A 20,626-nucleotide genomic window follows, 5' to 3' on the forward strand; every position below is an offset into this window, starting at 1 on the left:
AATTGATCAAACAACCCTAGAACTAGTTCCTCCTTTCTGTAAAGATTTTGAAAACTCCTTTTTAGAAACCGTTTTCATTTAAATTATAAAACAAACGATCTTAAACATCATTCTAGAATTTGTGACATTATCCATTTGAATTGACGACTTTATCTCACTGAATTAAGTCTGTTCAATAACAAAGGAACTTTCTGTGCTCCCTTAAAGATATTCCTCCATAAGATTGGACAGATAAACGAGAAACTTTAGGAAATTTTTTAATTTTTATTGGATTTAATAGACGGAAAGAGGATTTTATTGAATAATAGAACATGAGGTGAACTTATAATGAAAAAATTGATGGGTGTATTCGTCGTAGTTGCTATTTTTCTAGGCGGTAGTATCTTTGCTTACAATTATTTTTATGGTGGAGAAACGTATTACACAAAAATTACTACAGATGGTGAAAAAGAAGTAGAATCAACCGATAAAGGAATGAACTTAAGCATCTATGTCTACAACCAACCTGCCTATAATCAAAAAGGTGAGAAACAAGAAGTTACTTTGAGAGAAGCCAGAGATCGTCCTTTGAAGAAAAATGCCTATTTGAAATTAACCGTCAATCCCAGAAAGGGTGTACTAAGCTGGGAAGAAGTAAATGCGTCAGAAGTTCCTGAAAAAGCAATGGAAAAGTTCGATCAATAATACTAGAACACTTATTATTTCTAAACAAAATAATGAGGGAATGGCTCTCTCATTTATTTCAATAAAACATCCGCTGAATTCGAAAATCATTGTTCCTATTTTCGAGATTCAGCGGATGTCTTTTCGAAAAAAACTAAAAGCCTTATTTCATCTTCTACAGCATATAATTATGTGACTATTCCCATTCTTCTTATAAATCTATAGACGATTTAGTACCTCATCAACATTTTTGATCATCACTGAAATCGTGCCATCTGGATTATTGACAAATTCAATCAGATCGGGGTTACGATAAACATCGACAGGAACGATCAATTCGATACCATTGGATAGTTTGAATTTTTGTTTACCATATTTTTTCTCTGAAATTTCCTGTACTGCTTTAACCGTTGGTGCTTCAGGAACAAATCCTTGCTCTTGGATCTCTTCTTGAAAAGCTAATTTTGCCGTAATATTTTCTTTGAATACTTTTTCAGCAATCTGCTCATGATCCAATCGCCCTGTTTCTTCAATCGTATCATAGACAGCTTCCTTAAGATCCGCCATGATATCGAACTCTTCAGCTTCAAATTTCTTCCCTAGCTGTTTGGCTACTTTTTTGATTACCTTAACATTTTCTTCTAACGATGGTGCTGGAACACTTTCAATTACTTTTTCAGAAAAGTACCATTCTTTTTTACCAGAAAATTCATATTTTTTATCAATCAGTTCATAGGTTAAATCCGTTAAATTTACTGCTAATGCTTCGTCCGCTTTTTGCGACTTCGATCCTAAGATCGCACGGTTCAAGATCAGGCGATTATCGATCCCTGCTTCATCCGCTTCAACAAAATGAGTATAAGCATCACGATAATTTACTTTTAATAAAGCCAGGTACATCACCGTATCCATTTCATATAGCACTACAAAAATATCCGCACTTGGTGCTTCTTCACTTTCTTGGTACACATCAAACCAACGCTGTACCAACCGTTCACTTTCTTCTTCAAAATGTTCCTGACACAATTTCAAGCTTTGTGAAAATGGATTTTCTTCAGCAAGTTGACCTGTTTTTGTCTGTGCAGAAGAAATTTTTTGGATTTTTTTCTGAAGAAAGTCTCGTACAAAATCTTTTGTCAAGTCTAATTCTTTTTGTGAAAAAACTGGAGAACCAGCCTCTCGATCAATAATATGCAAAATTGCTCTTTTTAAATAAATGTCCATCATTTCATTCCTTTCCGTTTTAGTTTACGGAAAAATAGCAAAAAATACTAGAAGTAAAAATGATTTTTCAAAAAAAATAAGATAACAAACAAAATAGATTTCTTTTTTCCGAAAATAAGCTACACTTAAAAGTGAAGTAAAATTAAAGGAGCTGAAAGTATGAATTCATTAACAAGTACGTATCGTTTAGCAAACGGGGTAGAAATTCCCGTCGTTGGTTTTGGTACATGGCAAACCCCTGATGGAGATGTCGCAGTTTCTTCAGTGAAAGAAGCCTTAGCTGCTGGTTATCGTCATATTGATACAGCACAAGGGTATAAAAATGAGGAAAGTGTTGGCCAAGCAATTAAAGAAAGTGGCATTCCTAGAGAAGAAATCTTTCTTACTACAAAACTTTGGAACGAAAATCATAGCTATGATTTAGTAATGTCCTCTTTTGAAGCATCTTTAAAAAAATTACAAACTGATTATCTTGATCTTTTCTTGATCCACTGGCCAAATCCCATCACTTTTCGTGATCATTGGGAAGAAGCAAATGCGCAAACTTGGCGTGCCTTTGAAGAATTATACGAAGCTGGAAAAATCAAAGCAATTGGTGTCAGCAATTTCTTACCACACCATTTGGACGCTTTAGCAAAAACAGCTAAAATCATGCCGATGGTCAATCAGATCTTTCTTGCTCCAGGTGAACTACAACCACCAGTTGTGGAATATGCTAAAAAACATGATATGATCCTTGAAGCTTACAGCCCACTTGGTACTGGTAAAATCTTTGATGTTCCAGAGATGAAAGAAATTGCCGAAGCGCATGATAAAAGTATCGCACAAATCGCTTTACGTTGGTCCTTGCAACATGAATTTTTACCGTTACCAAAATCTGTGACTCCTAGCAGAATCAAGGAAAACACAGAACTCTTCGATTTTGAATTATCTGAAGAAGAAATGAAAACTATCGATCAATTAGATGGTGTTGTTGGAAAAGCAAAAGATCCAGATACGACACAATTTTAATCATAAAGGATGGCGAGTCTATGAAGCCGATCGAACGATTGAACAATCTTTCAACCGAGGTAACGCGTACATTTCATCCTGATTTTGTTTTTCTTGTCTATACAGATAAGATCCAACATTTTCCTGCACGAAATTGGTCTCGCGAACAAATCTTAGAAGAAATCAAAAAACGTTTGGATCATTCCTTGATGACTACTAACTGGCATGGACATGAAGTTATTTATTCTCCGGATCTTGAAGTGTTTGCTTTGATTCCAAAAAAATAAGATTTATGGGGAAAAACGAGACAGGAAGAAACGCAAATACATCTTCTTGTGAATCAACTCTATTCCTTTAATCATTCCTCGATATTCTATAAAAACAAGCCGATAGATTCGAAAATAGCTTCCTAAATTTTCGTGATCCTTCGGCTTGCTTGTAGTGCTTTTTACACGAAACACCATACTTTTAGTCAATAAATCGTAAAAAAATAAAACATATACCCAATTTATATAATGTAAAATAACTACTTTATTCTGTGAATCCTCTTAGTTTTACAATGATTCTGTTAGGTTATTCAAGTTTTTTTGGTTTAATGCTTTTCATTTTGCTGATTTTTTCTTATAATCGATAGGGTATGAGTGAAGGAGAGAACATATGAAGAAAAAACAAAAACAAAAATTATTAAACCAATTCCGTCCATCAATCGATGGTATCCGGAATCGACTATTTCGTTCTTTGGAGGAAGAAAGCTTACGTCGCTATGGGCTACCTTTACAGGTCATGCTTGATCCAACCAACCGCCAAGTCTTAGTGATTGGTTTAGCTGGTCAAACAAATGAAGATTCACGTATCAATGTGCCAATTGATGATAACTTTACGGCTGTCTTAAAAAGAATCCGCTCAGGTGAAGAAACTATTTTCGAACGTTTTCGTGACAATCTATTGATTGAAATCGTTTCTTATTGGAACGACCAACGAATGAAAAATGACGAACCAACAGCTCATCCAGTTTCTACACCAGTAGCAGAAACACCTGTAAAGGAATCTAAAACAGTGGAAGAAACAAGTACGAAAGAGTCACAAACTGTTGCCACAGAATCAGAAACAAAATCTGCAGATTCTAGTACCTTGACATTTGAGGAATTCTCAAAAGAAGTTACAGAGTATCCTAAATTTTATGCAGAAAAAACAGCAGAAAACGTCATGATTTATGAAAAAGTCAAAGAAGAAGATCGTCAATTGGCTCAAATTTCGATGACATCAGAAAATGATTTCACCATCGAAAAAGCTTTGGAAAGAAAGTACAAAGTTAAATTGACCTTGATTCCATTGATCGAACAATTTGCTGCAACACCTATTAAAGACCGCTAAAAAACATTTTCTACTAATGAAAAGCCAGAAGAATAAAAAATGGGAACCTCCACCTTTTATTCTTCTGACTTTTCCTACGCTTATTTCAGCAACTATGACCAAATGTTTCTATTTATATTTATGTTTAAAAATAACTTTTTCAGTCATTTGAAAGATTGCTATTTTTTATTTCTAATTGTTCATGGAGTAAATCTATGATTCGCTCCCTTTCTTCTTCAGGAATTTTTTCATAGTAGATACCCGCTTCTCCAAGGATACCATCCCCAATATATTGTTCCCCTTTTAACTGGTGATTCGTTATATTTCCTAAAGCCAAATGGTAATCATTCATCATACCGATCATTTCATCTAAAGACAGATCCGTCGTACCATTCTCTCCTACAACATCTAAAAGATTACGATAATTGAACAAACTACGTACAGATAGAAATTCTTGGACTAAAACATTCACGACTTCTCTTTGTCTCTTTTGCCTCCCATAATCGTTTTCAGGATCTTCTGCACGCATTCTTGCATATTGCAAGCCTTCCCATCCATTTAATTCTAAGACACCTTCTGGATAATGAATCCCTTCTGCATCAAATTCAAAGGCATTATTCACGGTGATTCCTCCCACTGCATCAATCAAGTCTTCTAATCCATCCATGTTTAATGTCACATAATGATGAATTGGAATCTGAAGATACTGTTCCACTGTATCGACCATCATATCGATGCCACCATAGGAATGAGCATGGTTGATCTTATCAATTAATCCATCTTGGTTTGCTATCTCTACAAAAGAATCACGAGGGATACTTGTGATCGTTGTTGTTTTCTTCTGGTTATTGAGGGTCACTAACATGATCGTATTTGCACGATAATCACTCTTTCTTTTTGAATCATTGGCAATCCCTAATACAAGAATACTGACCGGTGTATCTTTTTCACGAACGACTGTTTCTCTTTGCAAAGGCTGTTGCATTCCCCCAACTGTATTTTTAGCATCAATATAAAAGCGTACACTATAAACCACACCAGTTAAAATCAGACAGAGCAGGAGGAACATGAAAGCCAATCCTCCTTTTTGTTTTCTCGTAAATAACTGCCTTTTTTTCCTTGTATTAGTCACCGTTTGTTGGCTAATATATGAGGAAAACACACAATAAGAAAATCCTACCACCGCAAGACTCAAGAGAAAACCAGCGAGGATATCACTTGGATAATGAACGCGCAAATAAAGTCTTGAAAAAGCAATCCCTAACGGATATAAAATACCTAACCAGTAAAATTTACGTATTTTTTGATGATCATAAATCACATACAGCGACACTAAACATAGTAAAAACAAGCCCATTGACAAGATGGAATGTCCACTAGGAAAAGAGTAGGATGAACGAGGAATGAGCTGTTCGACATCAGGACGTGGACGATGCACCCCTTGTTTCCATATGAACCCTAAAAAACTGATAGATAAAATCGTCACAATATTCCATAATGCTAGATTACGGTAATTTTTCTTCCAACTAAATATTGCTATAATAAAAGTGAGCAAGATCGTTGGAAACAGCGTGGCTAATTTAGCGATATAACCGATCATTTGAGTCAATAACGGATCATCTATCGGTTTATAGTAGGTATATATTGCTGAATCAATTTCATAAAAATAAGCATTTTTTGTAACAACTAGTAGTGTTAAGCCACCTAATAAGCACGTCGATACTATCGATAGCCACAATATTTTCTTTGGTATTTGTCTCATAATCATATCCTCTCCGCTCTCCATCTATACTTTTTTGAACCCTAAAATGATTCCTAATCCACAGCCAACAATCAGAAGTGATGTCCCTCCCTGACTTAAAAATGGTAAAGGAATACCAGTTAAAGGTAGTAATCCGATTGTTGCCCCAATATTTTCAAATACTTGAAATAATAAGCCAAAAACAAACACGATCGCAATGTAAACATTTCCTTTATTATTTGTTTCAATTGCACTGTAGATGATTTGATAGAAAAGATAAAAATATAAAAACAAGACCGATACACTTCCTAAAAAACCAAATGTTTCTGCAATAACTGTAAAAACCATATCTGATTCCCTTACAGGCACATAAATTGGCTGGATTGTAGCTGATCTACCACTAAAACCTCCAGCACCGATAGACAACAGACTTTGTGACTGCTGATAGCCGATGGATTGACTATAAGCAAATGGATCCACCCAAGCACGAACACGATCCAATTGATACGTTTTAAAATTCAAATGATAAAGAACTTGATTGCCAGTTTCTGTAAATACTAAAACGAGCAAGAGAATTCCAACTATAGCAAGCACACTTGTCAGAACCACCATGATCTTCCAATGCACGCCCGCAATGATAAATAATGCGCCTAGACACATGATGAAGACCAAGCTTGTTCCAAAATCTTTTTGCATGTACATTAACAGAAAAGTCGGTAAACTAACGAGTAAAATAGTTCCGATATAAGCTAGATCAGTTTGAACCGTTCGCTCTTTTACCCTTTGTTCATACCTAAGGGTCAGATAAACTATCATTAAAATGAAGGTCAGTTTCACTAATTCTGATGGCTGGAAAGAAAAGCTACCTAATCTCAGCCATCTTTTAGTTCCTGTAAGTTGAAACATGACGGGATCGTAAAAACGATACAATAACGACATGATGATTAATGAGAGCATGTAATAATAAGGTGAAAAACGTAATAAGACAGCTGTTTTTATTCTTTGTGTCAGGAGTAACAGAGCTAAAGATAAAAGGCAAAAGATAATTTGTTTGACTACGATACTTCTAACAGGAGCCCCATCATAAACAGCTGCACCGTACTGGACCCCGATACTTAAGAGATACAATAAAAAAATGGGGAGAAACAATGCGTAATTAAAAGTTGAAGTTTTAGTTTTCATAAACAGAACCTCGCGAAGACAATTTCAAACAAATCCCTAACAGCATGGATAAAATCAGATAACTGGATCCCCCATAACTAATAAAAGGTAAAGGCATACCAGTCATTGGGATAATCCCACTGATGCTGGCAATATTGATACTCGTTTGTATAAGCAAAAGTGTACCTGTTCCTAGATAGATCAACCCAATCTGTTGATTTGGTTCATTCATACTCAAAACAAATAGTCGTAAGATGATTAAGAAAAGTAGAGCTAACAAAAACAATCCCACGATCAATCCAAGTTCTTCCAATATGATTGAAAAGATAAAATCTGTTTCCGCCACAGGTAAGTAGCCTTTTTTTGTAATACTATTCCCTAAACCTAACCCAAATAATCCACCATTATAGATAGCGTAATAGGATTGACTCATTTGAAATCCCTTCCCATAAGGGTCTAGAAAAGGGTTGCTGGCAATATTCAGTCGATCAAATGTGTGAGAGAAGATCCTTGGTAACCAGCCATTTTTACCTAAAACATAAATGACTCCCCCAGTGATCAACAATAGCCCGATCAACCCTAAAAAGAATACAATCATATTTCTTACCGGTAATTGGATGGATGTGATCATTACAGTAGCTAGCAAAAGTAACAGGATCGCCCCAGCAACTTTTGGTTGAAAAAGAATTAACAAAAAGCAAACTGATGTGATCAGTATCGGTTTTTTTAATTCACTGCTGACCGATCGATATTTCCTGAAATAATAAGCAAAATAAAGGATCAGACCGACATTGACAATCTCCGCTGGTTGGAATTGAAAACCCAGCAATGATACCCAGCGCTGTGCGCCACTGACATTGACGCCAATCCCTGGAATACGTGTCATCATCAGACTTCCTATGCCAATACTCAAGATTATTTTAACTAATGTAGGATGTAACAGTAGACTCGATCTGATTTTAAAAATCAAACAGATTCCGCCCCAACTAACCAATACAAAAATGAACTGACGAACCAATAGATAGGTTGTCTGTTGGTTAAATGTCATCAATCGAAAAGTACTCGCACTATAAACCATTAATAAACCGATGACACTAACTACTACATATGGCACAATCAAAAATAAGTCCAGTTTTTTTCTTTTATCTACCCGCATACTTTTCTTTCCTTTCAAGTTACGGCGAAGATACGTCATATACCCAGATCAAATAAAAAAAGCCAAACGAAAAAAAACGTTTGGCTTTTAAGTCTCATCGTGTGAGTTTTGACACTAAACAACGTAAAGATTTCTCTTAGCTATCTTATGAAGAGCCTTAATCCGACAATTCCTGTTTTACACATTGGCGTCTTTCGACGTTTCTGCGCAATAGCCTATGTTTGTTTAGGAGTCTCGCCTAACAAGTTATTCTATTTAAAAAAAGTATAGCTGTTCATTCATCCTCTCACAAGGAAAGCTTGATTCAGTTTTTTAATCTTTACTATTTTTTAAACTTCTGTACTTGTTAGAAAACAATGTCCCCCCTTCCTTACTGTTTATGATGATCCATCAAATAACTCGACTCATGAATCCTCTAAAGTAAGAGGATTCTAGTTAGATTATTATCCAGCTATACCTCGAGCTTCACTTTTCTTCACAGGAAAAACTGATAACTAGTTTTCAAAACGTATCTAAATACTTGAAAGCTGTGTCAATTTTTTCAGCGTACAATCAATGATATTTTTCATAGCACCATTTGCAGTACGCAAAAAATATCAAGCGTAGGACAAAAGTATTATTTAATTTATTTCACTCTCTAAATACGTATAAACAGTGGAATCAGAAGCAACTTCTTCGAAAATAAGCTGAAATTCAAAAAAGCTGAAAAGCAATTGTCGTGAATCCCTTCTTATTTTTCTGAGTTAACCACTTGTCTCAGCCTCTACTCTTCTAGTCAATATACTACTGGCCTAGGCTAACTAGGATTACAAAATCCAATCCCTGTGTCATCAAGAGGAAAAGAATACTAAAAAATTCGTTCAATCTTGATTTTTACAATCGAAAATTGAACGAATTTTTCTTAACTTTATCCATCTCTTCAAAATAGAAAAAAGATTACTCAGATCATTCTTTTTATAAAACTACTTTTTGATTTGTGAACGAATATCTGCCAAAGCATCTCTGGCGCTTTGTTGATTGATGTTACCTGTTTGTCTTAATATTTTAGCCACTAGGTCGATTTCTTCTGCTTGTGCCCCTACAGTCATAGCTAACGCTCGTGCTTGCAAAGACATATGTCCTTTTTGGATACCATCTGTTACAAGAGCTCTCAAGGCTGCCAAATTTTGTGCCAAGCCAACAGAAGCAATCAACTGCGCCAGTTCCTTTGCAGAATCCACCGCCATTAAATCAAGAGAAGCTTTTGCTTTTGGTAAGACACTTGATGCCCCTCCCACTGTTGCAACTGCTAGAGGAACCGTCAATGTTCCTACCAAACGATCCTCTTTTAATTGCCATTTTGTCAAGCCTTGGTATTGACCCTCTCTTGAGGCATAAGCATGGATCGAAGCAGACACGGCTCGTGTGTCATTACCCGTAGCTAAAATCACCGCCTCGATCCCATTCATGATTCCTTTGTTATGTGTAGCTGCTCGGTAAGGATCTAACTGTGCATATTCTGCTGCTTGGCAAATCTTTTCAGCCACGATCTGTCCCATCGCTTGATCTTTTGCTAGCTTTTCAAATGGGATCTCGCAAGAAGCAGTTGCCAAAGACTCAGTAGCTAGATTACTTAAAATACTAAATAGGATGTCTTCATCTGGAAACCAGCTTCTGAGCAAAGTAGCCACACCTTCCAGTATCGAATTGATGATATTGGCCCCCATAGCATCTTTCACGTCAACTAGGAAATCAACTGAAAGGTAGACTTGATCCTTACTTCCTGTAAATACACGAGTAGCAATCTCACGGACTCCACCTCCTCGTTTGACGATCGAAGGATAGCTGTCATTGGCACAGGCTACTAATTCTTCTTTTCGTGCCTCAATCGCTTGGATGACTGCTTGATACTCACTACGTCCTGTCAAAACGATTTGACCACGCATCAAACGCTTAGGTGTTTGTGCCGTGATATTGCCACAAATTTTTGCGCCATTACTTGCTGCCGCAATCACAGAAGGTTCTTCCGTAGCCATCGGTATCCATCTTTTTTTTCCATTAATTTGGAAGTTTGTTGCTACTCCTAATGGTATTTCAACTTGACTGATTTGATTTTCAATCAAGTGATTCGCTACATCTTCCGAAAGCATAGGCTCATTAAAAAGGTGTGCATCTTCTTGACTTAGTATGCCCTCTTCTACAAGTTTTTCTCTTCTTTGCTCAGGCGTCAGCTGATAAAATTTTTTTTTTTGATCATCGGTTATCTTTCCTTGGTTTGCTTCAAGTAAGACAGCTAATCCAAGACCGCCACCGATACAAAGTGAAGCCACACCGTAACGTTTCTTTTCTTTTTGCAAAGCATAACTTAATGTCGTTAAAACTCTCGCCCCACTAGCTCCTATAGGATGTCCCAATGCGATGGCGCCACCATAAATATTTACTTTTTGACTGTCGATTGCTAGTTCGCGGTTCACTACAATCGATGATGCAGCAAAAGCCTCATTGACTTCAAATAAATCTATGTCTTCGATAGAAAAACCTGTTTTATCGAGTAATGTATTGATTGCTGTGATAGGTGCGATTCCCATAATACTTGGATCGATCCCTACCTCTGAGACCCCTTTGATCGTTGCTAGATATGGTAGATCATGGGCGATTGCATATTCTTTCGATGCTAAAATCAAAACTGAACCACCATCATTCAATGGGGATGCATTTCCAGCAGTGACTGTTCCTTCTTCTGAAAATACTGTTCGTAACGTACTTAATTTTTCCAACGTGCTATTTCCACGAATGGACTCATCGGTTACAAGTGTTTCTTGCTCTGTGATGGCAATGGGTACGATTTCTTCGTGGAAGATTCCAGCTTTGCTTGCTTTTGCCGCTTTTAATTGTGACTCTAAAGCATACATATCTTGTTCTTCTCGTGTCACTGAAAATTGTTGTGCAACCTTTTCAGCTGTTAATCCCATATGAGTATCTGAAAAAGCATCGGTCAAACCATCATTGACCATGCTTGATATTTCTTCTTTTTGAAGCTCTGTCTCATATTTGAGCATTGGCGTTCTTGACATACTTTCCACACCACCAGCTACAACTAACTCTGCTTCTCCTAGTTGGATCTGCTGACGTGCTAAAATCACTGCTTTCATGCCTGATCCACAAACTTCATTGATGGTCATTGCTGGTACAGTGACAGGCAACCCACTGTTGATTGCGATTTGTCTTGCCACATTTTGACCATTCCCTGCTTGAAGGACATTTCCAAATATAACTTGATTGACTTCTTCTTTTTTGATTTTTGTTTTTTCAAGTAGTTCTTTCGTAATAATTGTTCCCAACTCAACCGCCGTAAAACCACTTAAACGGCCACGATACTTGCCGATTGGTGTTCTTGCGGCATCGATTATAACAACTTCTTTCAAGTAAGCCACCTCCACAAAAAATATACCATTGTTCCCTCTAAAAACAAATAGCTCATGTTCTCGAAAAAAAATATTCTTTACAAATTTTAACATTCCTTAAATATTCATTTTTTTATACACTTATTCTTTATTTTTTTATACTCCTATCCCTTATTTTGTGATACTTTAATAAGGTAAGTTTTTTATCATGAGTAAAGAGGTGTTAAAATGAAAATTGGGATCGATCGTCTTTCTTTTTTTGTTCCAAATTTATTTTTAGATATGACTGAGTTAGCACAAAGACGTGGAGATGATCCAGCAAAATATCACATTGGCATCGGTCAAGATCAAATGGCTGTCAGCCGAGTTTCAGAAGACATCGTTACACTTGGTGCAAATGCAGCTAGTAAAATCGTTACAGAGGAAGACAAAGAACTCATTGATATGGTCATCGTAGGAACTGAATCTGGTATTGACCAATCTAAAGCAAGCGCAGTGATCATCCATCATCTATTAAAAGTTCAGCCTTTTGCTCGTTCTTTCGAAGTGAAAGAAGCATGCTATGGTGGCACTGCCGCTTTACAAATGGCTAAAGAATATATAAAAAACCATCCTGAACGTAAAGTCCTAGTGATCGCTAGTGACATCGCACGATATGGCCTTGCCAGTGGTGGTGAAGTCACTCAAGGTGTTGGTGCTGTGGCAATGATGATCACTAAAGATCCCAGAATCCTTTCTCTTGAAGACACTAGTGTCTTTTTAACAGAAGATATCTATGATTTCTGGAGACCAGTATATAACCAATTCCCTGAAGTGGATGGTCCTTTATCTAATTCAACCTATATCGAATCTTTCCAAAAAGTTTGGAATCAATATAAAGCAGTAACAGGACGTTCCCTTGCAGATTATGATGCTTTGAGCTTCCATATCCCTTATACGAAAATGGGTAAAAAAGCCTTGCAAAGCGTCATCGATGAAGCAGATGGAGTCACACAAGAGCGTTTGCTTGCTCGTTATGAAGAAGCGATTGTTTATAGCCGTCGTATCGGAAATCTCTACACTGGTTCTCTCTATCTCGGTCTGATTTCCCTTTTAGAGAATTCTGAAATATTAAAAGCTGGTGATCGTATCGGCTTATTCAGTTATGGATCTGGTGCTGTCAGTGAATTCTTTACTGGCTATCTAGAAGAAAATTATCAAGAATTCTTATTTAAAGAAGATCATCAAGAAATGCTTGATTCCCGAAAAGAGCTTACTGTGGATGAATACGAGGAAGTCTTTAATGAAAAACTTCCAGAACATGGTGCAAGCGCAGAATACACTTCTGATGTTCCTTTTTCAATTTATAAAGTAGCGGACAATATCCGTTACTATAAAGAAAATTAATCTTATATCAGAACCTGCAACCATAAAAAATGAAAGATACATTTATAAATAAAAACTGACCTATCGATAGTTGCTTAAAAAACAACTAACAATCGATAGGTCAGTTTTTTTGTGCTTATTACTTGTTTATTTTCTTTGAATATATTTTTTACGGCAACTGAAAATGTTGGTTCAGCTGCAAATTCATCGTAATATTCTTCCAAAAAATCACGCGTAATCGTTTCTTGAGACGTATACGTAAAGTCTTTTATTTTATATGGAATTTTTTGTTTCATCAAATAAGATTCGAACTGTTCCATGGTGAGTGGCGAAGTATGGATGTTCATTGTTTCTAATCCAAGGGATACTTCAAGAGGGTCAAATACATCATCAGAAGACTCGATGACTCTCATGACAAGACAAGCTTTTTTAGCTTTACTACGTAACCTCTCCAATTGTTCATTTTTAGTTAAAACTGGATTAGCTACCGACAAAACAAGTGCGTATCGTTGATTACTCTCCAAAAAATCACTAAAGGTTTTTTTTAGAAAATGACAATCGCTTAAGTTCATTTCTTTTGCCTCTTGTTCAGCAAATGCTAACATTTCTCCAGAAAAATCAATGAGTTCATAATGCATTGTATCTTTCGCTAAAGTAAGATACCGACCAGCCCCACCAGCTACATCAACCAACTCTTTTGCTGGTAGTAGTTTCTGTTCTTTCAGATACCTTCTCAGATCCCTTGCAATGGGAAACTCTGATTCTTTTTGAACCATATAATATTCTTCAGCAAACTCATCCCATTCTTGTTCATTCATGATGGTTCTCCTCATAGGTTATTTTGGGTATAGCTTTTCGGAATAAATATACCATAAAAAATAGATAGTCAAACGAAAGGAAACTGGTTGAAATGAATTACCAGTTTTCTAAATCTCATCATCTTATTCGTGTGCGAGAAACAATCCGTCATTCATAATCAAAATAGACAGCAAATAGGACAAACTATTTTTTATTCCACCATACCAGATATTTTTTTAGACTTGTGATTCACACTATGATAAAACAACATTTTGATAAAAAAAGCCAGATTCATCTTGAAAATCTAAAAGCAATTTCCATGATGATCTGACCTATTTATCAAAGCTTAGTGACTTAGTACCGCTTCTATAATAGAAATTTTATAGTTTTCTTTCTTATTTATTACCTTGTACTCGAATCAAAATCAGTTTGGTGATTTCCATCAAGATGATCGTTACAAGAGCAATTCCCATAGATGTAAAGACTTCAGTCAACCCAAAAGCAGCAGGGATAGAGAACACTTCTTTCAATCCAGGGATCATCGTTAAGCAATAAAGGGCACTACATACCACGACCGCTAACAATACACTACGATTTGAGAAGAAACCTGCTTGGATCGCTGTTTGTGTATTAGAACGCGCTGGGAATGTTTGCAATGTACGACACCAGATCAATGTTGAAAATGACATAGCCACTCCAAATTCTGGTGAATGTTGCATGCCTAACCATTGTGCGAAAATCACCGCAATCCCGATCAATACACCACGATACGTCACAGAGATCAATGTTTTATCCGTAAAGATACCAGATTTAGGATCTCTCGGTGGACGGTTCATTGTTGCTGGTTCTGCTTTTTCAGTTCCTAAAGCAATCGCTGGTAAAGAGTCATTGACTAAGTTGATAAACAATAGTTGTAATGCTGTAAATGGATTTGCCCAGTTAGCGATCAATGCGAAAATGATCGCAATGATGGCACCTAGATTTCCTGAGAACAAGTAAGCAATCGCCTTTTTGATATTATCAAAGACATTTCGACCTACTTCTACGGCACTGACGATGGAAGCAAAATTATCATCAGTTAGGACCATAGCAGCAGCATCTTTAGCTACATCTGTTCCAGTTCCCATAGCAATCCCGATATCGGCTTGTTTCAAGGCTGGTGCATCATTGACCCCGTCTCCTGTCATTGCAGAGATATGGCCTTTGTTCTGCCAAGCACGGACAATCCGAATTTTATTTTCTGGTGAAACACGTGCATAAACTGTGACTTTTTCTAGAATTTCATTTAATTGATCTTCTGTTAAATCATCTAATTCCGTACCAGTTAAGGCTTGATCTCCTTCAGTAAAAATACCGATTTCTTTGGCGATCGCTACTGCTGTCGTCTTATGATCACCTGTGATCATTACTGTTTTGATCCCGGCACTTCTCGCTTCTTTCACCGCTTGTGTTGCTTCTTTTCTTGGCGGATCAATCATCGCCAACAAACCAACAAGGATCAAGTCATCTTCATCTTCAAAAGAGAGGTCTAAATTATTGATTGGACGATAAGCAAAAGCTAATACACGCAATGCTCGATGAGAAAATGCTTCATTTTGTTCTTGGAATTTTTTCATCAATTCATCCGTCATTGGTACAACTTCACCATTTACCAATGCTTTTTTACTTCTTCCAAAAACGATATCCGGACCACCTTTAACAAATAAATAATGGTCATTGTCCATTTCGTGTGCGGTAGACATCAACTTTCTGTCAGAATCAAAAGGTAATTCTGCTTTTCTTGGATAAGACTGACGAAGATCACGATAAGGTTGATTTAATTTCTCACTAAAGTCAATAAACGCTACTTCTGTTGGATCTCCTAATTTAGAACCATCTTCACTGATTGAAGCATCATTGGCCAGCACACTGATCTCGATCAAACGACGTTCATCTTCGGTCCATTTTTCGGGATCATTCGTGAAATCTCCTGTTGCACCATTTGCTAAATAATAATCCACAACTGTCATCTTATTTTGCGTCAAAGTACCTGTTTTATCTGTACAAATGATACTTGTGGAGCCTAACGTTTCAACCGCAGGCAACTTACGAATGATTGCATGGCGTTTCGCCATCTTATTTGTTCCAAGAGATAAAACAATCGTCACGATTGATTGCAATGCCTCAGGAATAGCAGCAACTGCTACTGCTACAGCGAACATCACCGCACTAACGATGTCAGCAGTTAGATCACCAGTTCCATCTCCCATATAAATACGGAACAACTGGATCCCTAAAATGACAAGAGATAATCCTAAAATGGCTAAACTTAATTTCTTACTGAATTTATCCAATCCTCGTTGTAATGGTGTGACTTGTTCAGTCGTTGATTCTAGTAATCCAGCGACTTCCCCGATTTCTGTATTATTTCCTGTGGCTGTTACTAAGAATTTCCCACGGCCATAAGTGATGATTGTGCCACTGAATACCATATTTGCTCGATCTCCGATAGGAACCGTTTGGGTAATCTCTACTACTTCTTTTTCTGATGCAGTCGATTCACCTGTCAACATTCCTTCATCCACCTGTAGTGAACCAGCTTCTAATAATCGTCCATCAGCAGGAACATAATCGCCAGCATCTAACAAAACAATATCTCCAGCTACTAATTCATTAGCAGGAATCGTTTTTTCTTTTCCATCACGGATTACTTTTGCATCAGGTGCAGAAAGATTTTTCAAGGCTTCTAAAGAACCTTCTGCTTTCTTAGTTTGGATAACACTGATCACCGAGTTCAACATCAACACCGCAAAAATAACGAAAAATTCAATGTAATCGCCCATCACCATCTGGATCAATGCAACAATCAGCAATACAATGACCATGGCATCTTTGAACGTTTCTAAAAACAACTTCCAAGTTGGTTTCTTAGGTGCCTCCTTCAGCTGATTCAGACCATCTCTTTCTAGTTTTTCTTTTGCTTGTACGCTACTCAATCCATCTGTTGAGCTTTGTGTCTGCTGCATCAACGATTCGATTGATTCTTTATAAACCGTCGAATGCGCATGTTCCTTGTTTTCCAATTTTCATCCCCCATTTTGATTATTGGTTCTAAATATCGTCTGAAAAAAAAGAGACCTAAGACAAATGCAGATTTGTCTTAGGTCTCACCATTTCATACAATACCAGAAAACCATTTGGTTAACTTACTGTTGATATTATCACAACAAACGTTGTCGGTTACTCCCCTAAGGAGATATTCAACTGTACTTTTATCCTACCTGATTCGCTTTTAAAATGCAACTACTTTTGTTTAACTACATTGGTATTTTCAAAAAATTTCCAACAATATTTTCCTTGTTTATAGGCTTCCTAGACATCTCATGCTATACTGTTGCTATCATAACTTAAGGAGGATTTACTCGTGGTTACTAGTATTATTTACTTTCTTTATTTAATCAACGCTATTATTGCTTTAATCACTATTTTAATCAAACCCCGCGATGTTGCCGCAATCTGGGCATGGTTACTTGTCCTATTTGCCTTACCAGGATTTGGCTTTATTCTCTATCTGTTTTTTGGACGTGGACTCACGGACAAAAAGATGTTTTATCTTCGTCAAAGTGACTTGAAAGAACTTGAGAATTTCCAAGACTTTAAAGGTGAGACGACTGAGCATTACGACCCAATTATCGATAATGAAGAACATCAACGTTTCGTTGACTTTTTTTCTTCACTCAATCAAATGCCGTTAACACGTAAAAATGAAGTCACCCTTTTCACAGACGGGCAAGACAAGTTAACCTCTCTTTTAAAAGACATCGAAGCAGCCACTCATTCGATCCACCTCGAGTATTATGCTTTTGTCACTGATAATATTGGAGAGCAAATTTTGAAGCTACTAGAAAAAAAAGCCGCAGAAGGCGTAGAAGTCCGGTTACTCTATGATGCATTCGGTTCTCATGGAACCAAGGCAAAAGACTTCAATCGATTGATCAAAAACGGAGGTCATGTCCATACCTTTATTACTTCCCAAAGAGCCTTGCTTCGTTTTCGCTTAAACTACCATGACCATCGGAAAATTGTCGTGATCGATGGCAAAATCGGTTATACCGGTGGTTTTAACATCGCCAATCAGTATGTTAATCCTACGAAAAAATTTGGGTATTGGCGTGACACACATATACGGATACAAGGTGCAGCCGCTTCCTTGCTCCAACTTCGTTTTTTGATGGACTGGAATGTTTCTGTTCCTGCTCAGAAAAAGGTTGGCTATCATTTAGATTACTTCTTCAAAGCTTCACCAGAAGATCAAGATCAATTGTTCCAAACAGCTATCCAACTTGTCTCAAGTGGCCCCAATAATGAACGTGAACAGATCAAGCTTTCTTTTATCAAGCTGATCAGTTCTGCAAAAAAAAGAGTATGGATCCAAACACCTTATTTAGTTCCCGATGAAAGCGTCGTTGCTGCGTTAAAGATTGCTGCAGCTTCAGGTGTGGAAGTTAAAATCATGATCCCAAATAAACCTGACCATCCTTTCATTTATCGTGCAACTCAATATTATGCACGACAACTGATTAAAGAAAATGTTCAGATCCTTGTTTATGAAAATGGTTTTTTACATGCAAAAACTTTGATTATGGATGATGAGATCTGTATGGTCGGCTCTGCGAACCAAGACATTCGTAGCTACCGTTTAAATTTCGAAAGCAGTGCGATCATTTACGATGCAGCCTTTATCCAACAACTATCTGATCAGTTTTTGATCGATGAACAAGTTTGCACCCCAATGACTACAGAAACTATCAAAGAAATGTCTAGCTGGTTATTATTCAAGCAACAAATATCAAGACTATTTTCACCTATATTATAAAGTTATTCAAAAGGCAATTTCCTTGTTTCTATTAGTAGGGGAATTGCCTTTTGAATATCAAGAATCAGGTTTATAGAAAGCAATCTTATAATTTATAAAAATTATGGGAATAGGAGAAAAAATGGTTTTTTTCATTTTTTCTCCTATTCCCTTCCCTAAATGTTGCTTCTAGGCTGTCTCTTATACACATCTAGATGTGTATAAGAGACAGCCCTAAATGTTGCTTCTAGGTGTCCATGCATTATCTTTCACAGTAGATTCCAATTTATCTTCAAAAATCACTTTCCTTATTCATAAGAAAAAGAAGGAATCTAGCGAAAAAAAAATAATTAGGCAATTTTTACTAAACATCAACAAAAGTATTCTAAAGAAAAAAACATGCAGAAGCTTTTTTAGAAATTTTTTAAAGCTGAACAACTTATATGAATGGCCTCGCTCTTCTAACTATGTACGTAGTAATTGTTGATGAAAATGAATAAGATTATGTATTTCTCTTGTATTCGGAAAAATCGAAATACCAAAGATTGGCACGCTAAAACGTGGATTAAGTGTAAGATTGGAGATGATACAATCGATATTTTCTCTCTGAATAAGATGTTGTGACAATGGTCCCGTCCGTTTGATAATAAACTCATAGCGATTTCCCAATTGATGCTCTAATTTTTTAATTAAATAACTATTATATTTGCTAGGAGAATTGGTGACAACAAGTGCACGTACTTGTTTATTCTTTTCTATTTCCCTCAATAACTCCGGCCAATACAAAAGAATATCCTCAACAATATTTTTCGTAAAATGATCAATAAATTGTTTTTTTATCAACTGCGCACGTTTATTCTTATTTATCCTATATTTTAGTTTCAAACGAAGTTTTTCGATTTCTGGTTGGATATTTTTAAAGATTGATTGGTTTTTTTCATATAGAATCGTAAATGGTAGAATCCGTTGTTGTATCGTCATGTTGATTTTCCGTAATATTCTTTTCTTTTCCTCACAAACCATCTGATATTCATTTTCTAACTCATCAATAAATTCCGCTACTGATTGGATAGTCAAATCTTTTTTCTTCAATGATGCTGATTCCAATTCAAATAGCCAAATTAAAAAAGGTTGTTCAAATATATTTTTCAGCATTTTTTCTGTCAGAATTTTATTTGAAATAGGCAAAGTAGCTCCAATTTCTACAACCTTTTTAAAAGTTAAAGAGTAATCCTTATTAATTTCTCGATTCCATTCGATCCCATTTTCAATTTGTACGATCTTGCTAGCAACCATAAAAAACAAGGTTTGTTCTTCTTTTGGATCTAAATCTGCTGCCCTTTCTTCTAAGTTATTTTCAAAAATAAATGTTTGTATCAAATAGTATGTAAGCTGACAAACGCTGGGTGAAAAAGCATTTTCAAAATGTTGATATTTTTCCATTAAAAATTGTACGGTTAATGCAGTAATTGTTTGATCATCACCCGTCATTTTTACCAACCGTTGGATCTCTAAACCATATTTTTGGATAGCCCCATTGATTTTTTCTGCCATCCGTCGCAGAGTGCTTTCTGAGACGAATAAATAATCTGCTAATTCTAAATAATCACTATAATTATTCAGTAAAATCACTTCTAAATAACGGTATTCGATTGATTCATTCATGATGATCTGATAGATATAGTCTTCTGTTACGTGAGGCAAAATAGTGACAGAAATCCCGTCTTTTCGATCCATCTTGACATTTATGCCATTCGCATAGGATTGGATGTCCAACAAGTCATTTTTTATTGTTTTGGAAGAACAATTGAGTATTTTTTCTAAATCAGCAAAACGATAACTTCCTCCCTCAAATAATCGTTCAAGTAATTTCAATTGTCTTTTTAGCTTTTTCGATAACATATTCAACATTTTTTCTCACCTAATTTCTATGTTTAAGATAAAAAAACACTCAACTT

At 36.3% G+C, this 20,626-nt stretch carries 13 protein-coding genes, 2 pseudogenes and 1 riboswitch; of the genes and pseudogenes, 7 read left to right on the plus strand and 8 right to left on the minus strand.

Translation table 11 applies throughout. The features are described 5' to 3' along the window. Positions 1 to 327 precede the first annotated feature (327 nt). Complete coding sequence (locus tag A5844_RS02015) at positions 328 to 684, plus strand: YxeA family protein (protein ID WP_086283460.1); 357 nt, start codon at positions 328 to 330, stop codon at positions 682 to 684. Between the two features lie 198 nt (positions 685 to 882). Here the strand turns inward: A5844_RS02015 and A5844_RS02020 are convergent, their stop codons facing one another. Then, positions 883 to 1,887: a nucleoid-associated protein gene (locus A5844_RS02020; protein ID WP_086283462.1), complete on the minus strand. Its 1,005-nt coding sequence runs from the start codon at positions 1,885 to 1,887 to the stop codon at positions 883 to 885. Between the two features lie 159 nt (positions 1,888 to 2,046). Between A5844_RS02020 and A5844_RS02025 the strand changes: the two genes are divergently transcribed. From A5844_RS02025 to A5844_RS14745, 4 genes and pseudogenes are all read left to right on the plus strand, one after another. Beyond that, positions 2,047 to 2,898 carry an aldo/keto reductase gene (locus tag A5844_RS02025; RefSeq protein ID WP_086283464.1) on the plus strand — a complete coding sequence of 284 codons (852 nt, stop codon included), beginning with the start codon at positions 2,047 to 2,049 and terminating at the stop codon, positions 2,896 to 2,898. Between the two features lie 20 nt (positions 2,899 to 2,918). Beyond that, the gene (locus tag A5844_RS02030) at positions 2,919 to 3,164 is read left to right on the plus strand and encodes a hypothetical protein (RefSeq protein WP_086283466.1); all 246 of its coding nucleotides are present in this window, start codon (positions 2,919 to 2,921) and stop codon (positions 3,162 to 3,164) included. Positions 3,165 to 3,534: 370 nt separating this feature from the next. Next, a pseudogene (locus tag A5844_RS14740) lies at positions 3,535 to 3,909 on the plus strand (hypothetical protein); the annotation flags it as partial. A gap of 105 nt (positions 3,910 to 4,014) precedes the next feature. Beyond that, positions 4,015 to 4,251, plus strand: a pseudogene (locus A5844_RS14745) (hypothetical protein); the annotation flags it as partial. Between the two features lie 139 nt (positions 4,252 to 4,390). Here the strand turns inward: A5844_RS14745 and A5844_RS02040 are convergent. From A5844_RS02040 to A5844_RS02055, 4 genes are all read right to left on the minus strand, one after another. Further along, a complete protein-coding gene (locus A5844_RS02040) occupies positions 4,391 to 5,992 on the minus strand; it encodes a phosphatase PAP2/LCP family protein (RefSeq protein WP_086284066.1) in 1,602 nt (533 codons plus the stop codon). 24 nt (positions 5,993 to 6,016) lie between these two features. Next, positions 6,017 to 7,153 carry an FtsW/RodA/SpoVE family cell cycle protein gene (locus tag A5844_RS02045; protein WP_086283470.1) on the minus strand — a complete coding sequence of 379 codons (1,137 nt, stop codon included), beginning with the start codon at positions 7,151 to 7,153 and terminating at the stop codon, positions 6,017 to 6,019. Beyond that, complete coding sequence (locus tag A5844_RS02050) at positions 7,143 to 8,288, minus strand: FtsW/RodA/SpoVE family cell cycle protein (protein ID WP_086283472.1); 1,146 nt, start codon at positions 8,286 to 8,288, stop codon at positions 7,143 to 7,145. Before A5844_RS02050 ends, A5844_RS02045 begins: the two co-directional genes overlap by 11 nt. A gap of 85 nt (positions 8,289 to 8,373) precedes the next feature. Continuing rightward, positions 8,374 to 8,541, minus strand: a riboswitch (M-box (ykoK) riboswitch). Positions 8,542 to 9,250: 709 nt separating this feature from the next. Beyond that, positions 9,251 to 11,692 (minus strand): hydroxymethylglutaryl-CoA reductase, degradative, encoded by a 2,442-nt coding sequence (locus A5844_RS02055; protein ID WP_086283474.1) that lies wholly within the window; start codon positions 11,690 to 11,692, stop codon positions 9,251 to 9,253. Between the two features lie 207 nt (positions 11,693 to 11,899). Between A5844_RS02055 and A5844_RS02060 the strand changes: the two genes are divergently transcribed. Further along, a complete protein-coding gene (locus A5844_RS02060; RefSeq protein WP_086283476.1) occupies positions 11,900 to 13,057 on the plus strand; it encodes a hydroxymethylglutaryl-CoA synthase in 1,158 nt (385 codons plus the stop codon). Between the two features lie 74 nt (positions 13,058 to 13,131). Here A5844_RS02060 and A5844_RS02065 read toward each other — a convergent pair whose 3' ends face one another. Next, entirely contained in the window at positions 13,132 to 13,854 is a 723-nt protein-coding gene (locus A5844_RS02065; RefSeq protein ID WP_086283478.1) for a class I SAM-dependent methyltransferase, read from the minus strand. Between the two features lie 375 nt (positions 13,855 to 14,229). Beyond that, positions 14,230 to 16,896 (minus strand): cation-translocating P-type ATPase, encoded by a 2,667-nt coding sequence (locus A5844_RS02070; RefSeq protein WP_086283480.1) that lies wholly within the window; start codon positions 16,894 to 16,896, stop codon positions 14,230 to 14,232. Positions 16,897 to 17,237: 341 nt separating this feature from the next. Here A5844_RS02070 and cls point away from each other — a divergent pair, with 341 nt between their 5' ends. Continuing rightward, entirely contained in the window at positions 17,238 to 18,689 is a 1,452-nt protein-coding gene (cls, locus tag A5844_RS02075; RefSeq protein ID WP_086283482.1) for a cardiolipin synthase, read from the plus strand. A 444-nt stretch (positions 18,690 to 19,133) separates the two neighbouring features. On the opposite strand, the gene A5844_RS02080 is transcribed toward cls, so the two are convergent. After that, positions 19,134 to 20,579, minus strand: coding sequence for an AcpB/EbpR/MafR family transcriptional regulator (locus A5844_RS02080; RefSeq protein WP_086283484.1), 1,446 nt, complete (start codon positions 20,577 to 20,579; stop codon positions 19,134 to 19,136). Positions 20,580 to 20,626 lie beyond the last annotated feature (47 nt).

This window comes from Candidatus Enterococcus wittei (assembly GCF_002140175.1).
Classification (GTDB): Bacteria; Bacillota; Bacilli; order Lactobacillales; family Enterococcaceae; genus Enterococcus_B; species Enterococcus_B wittei.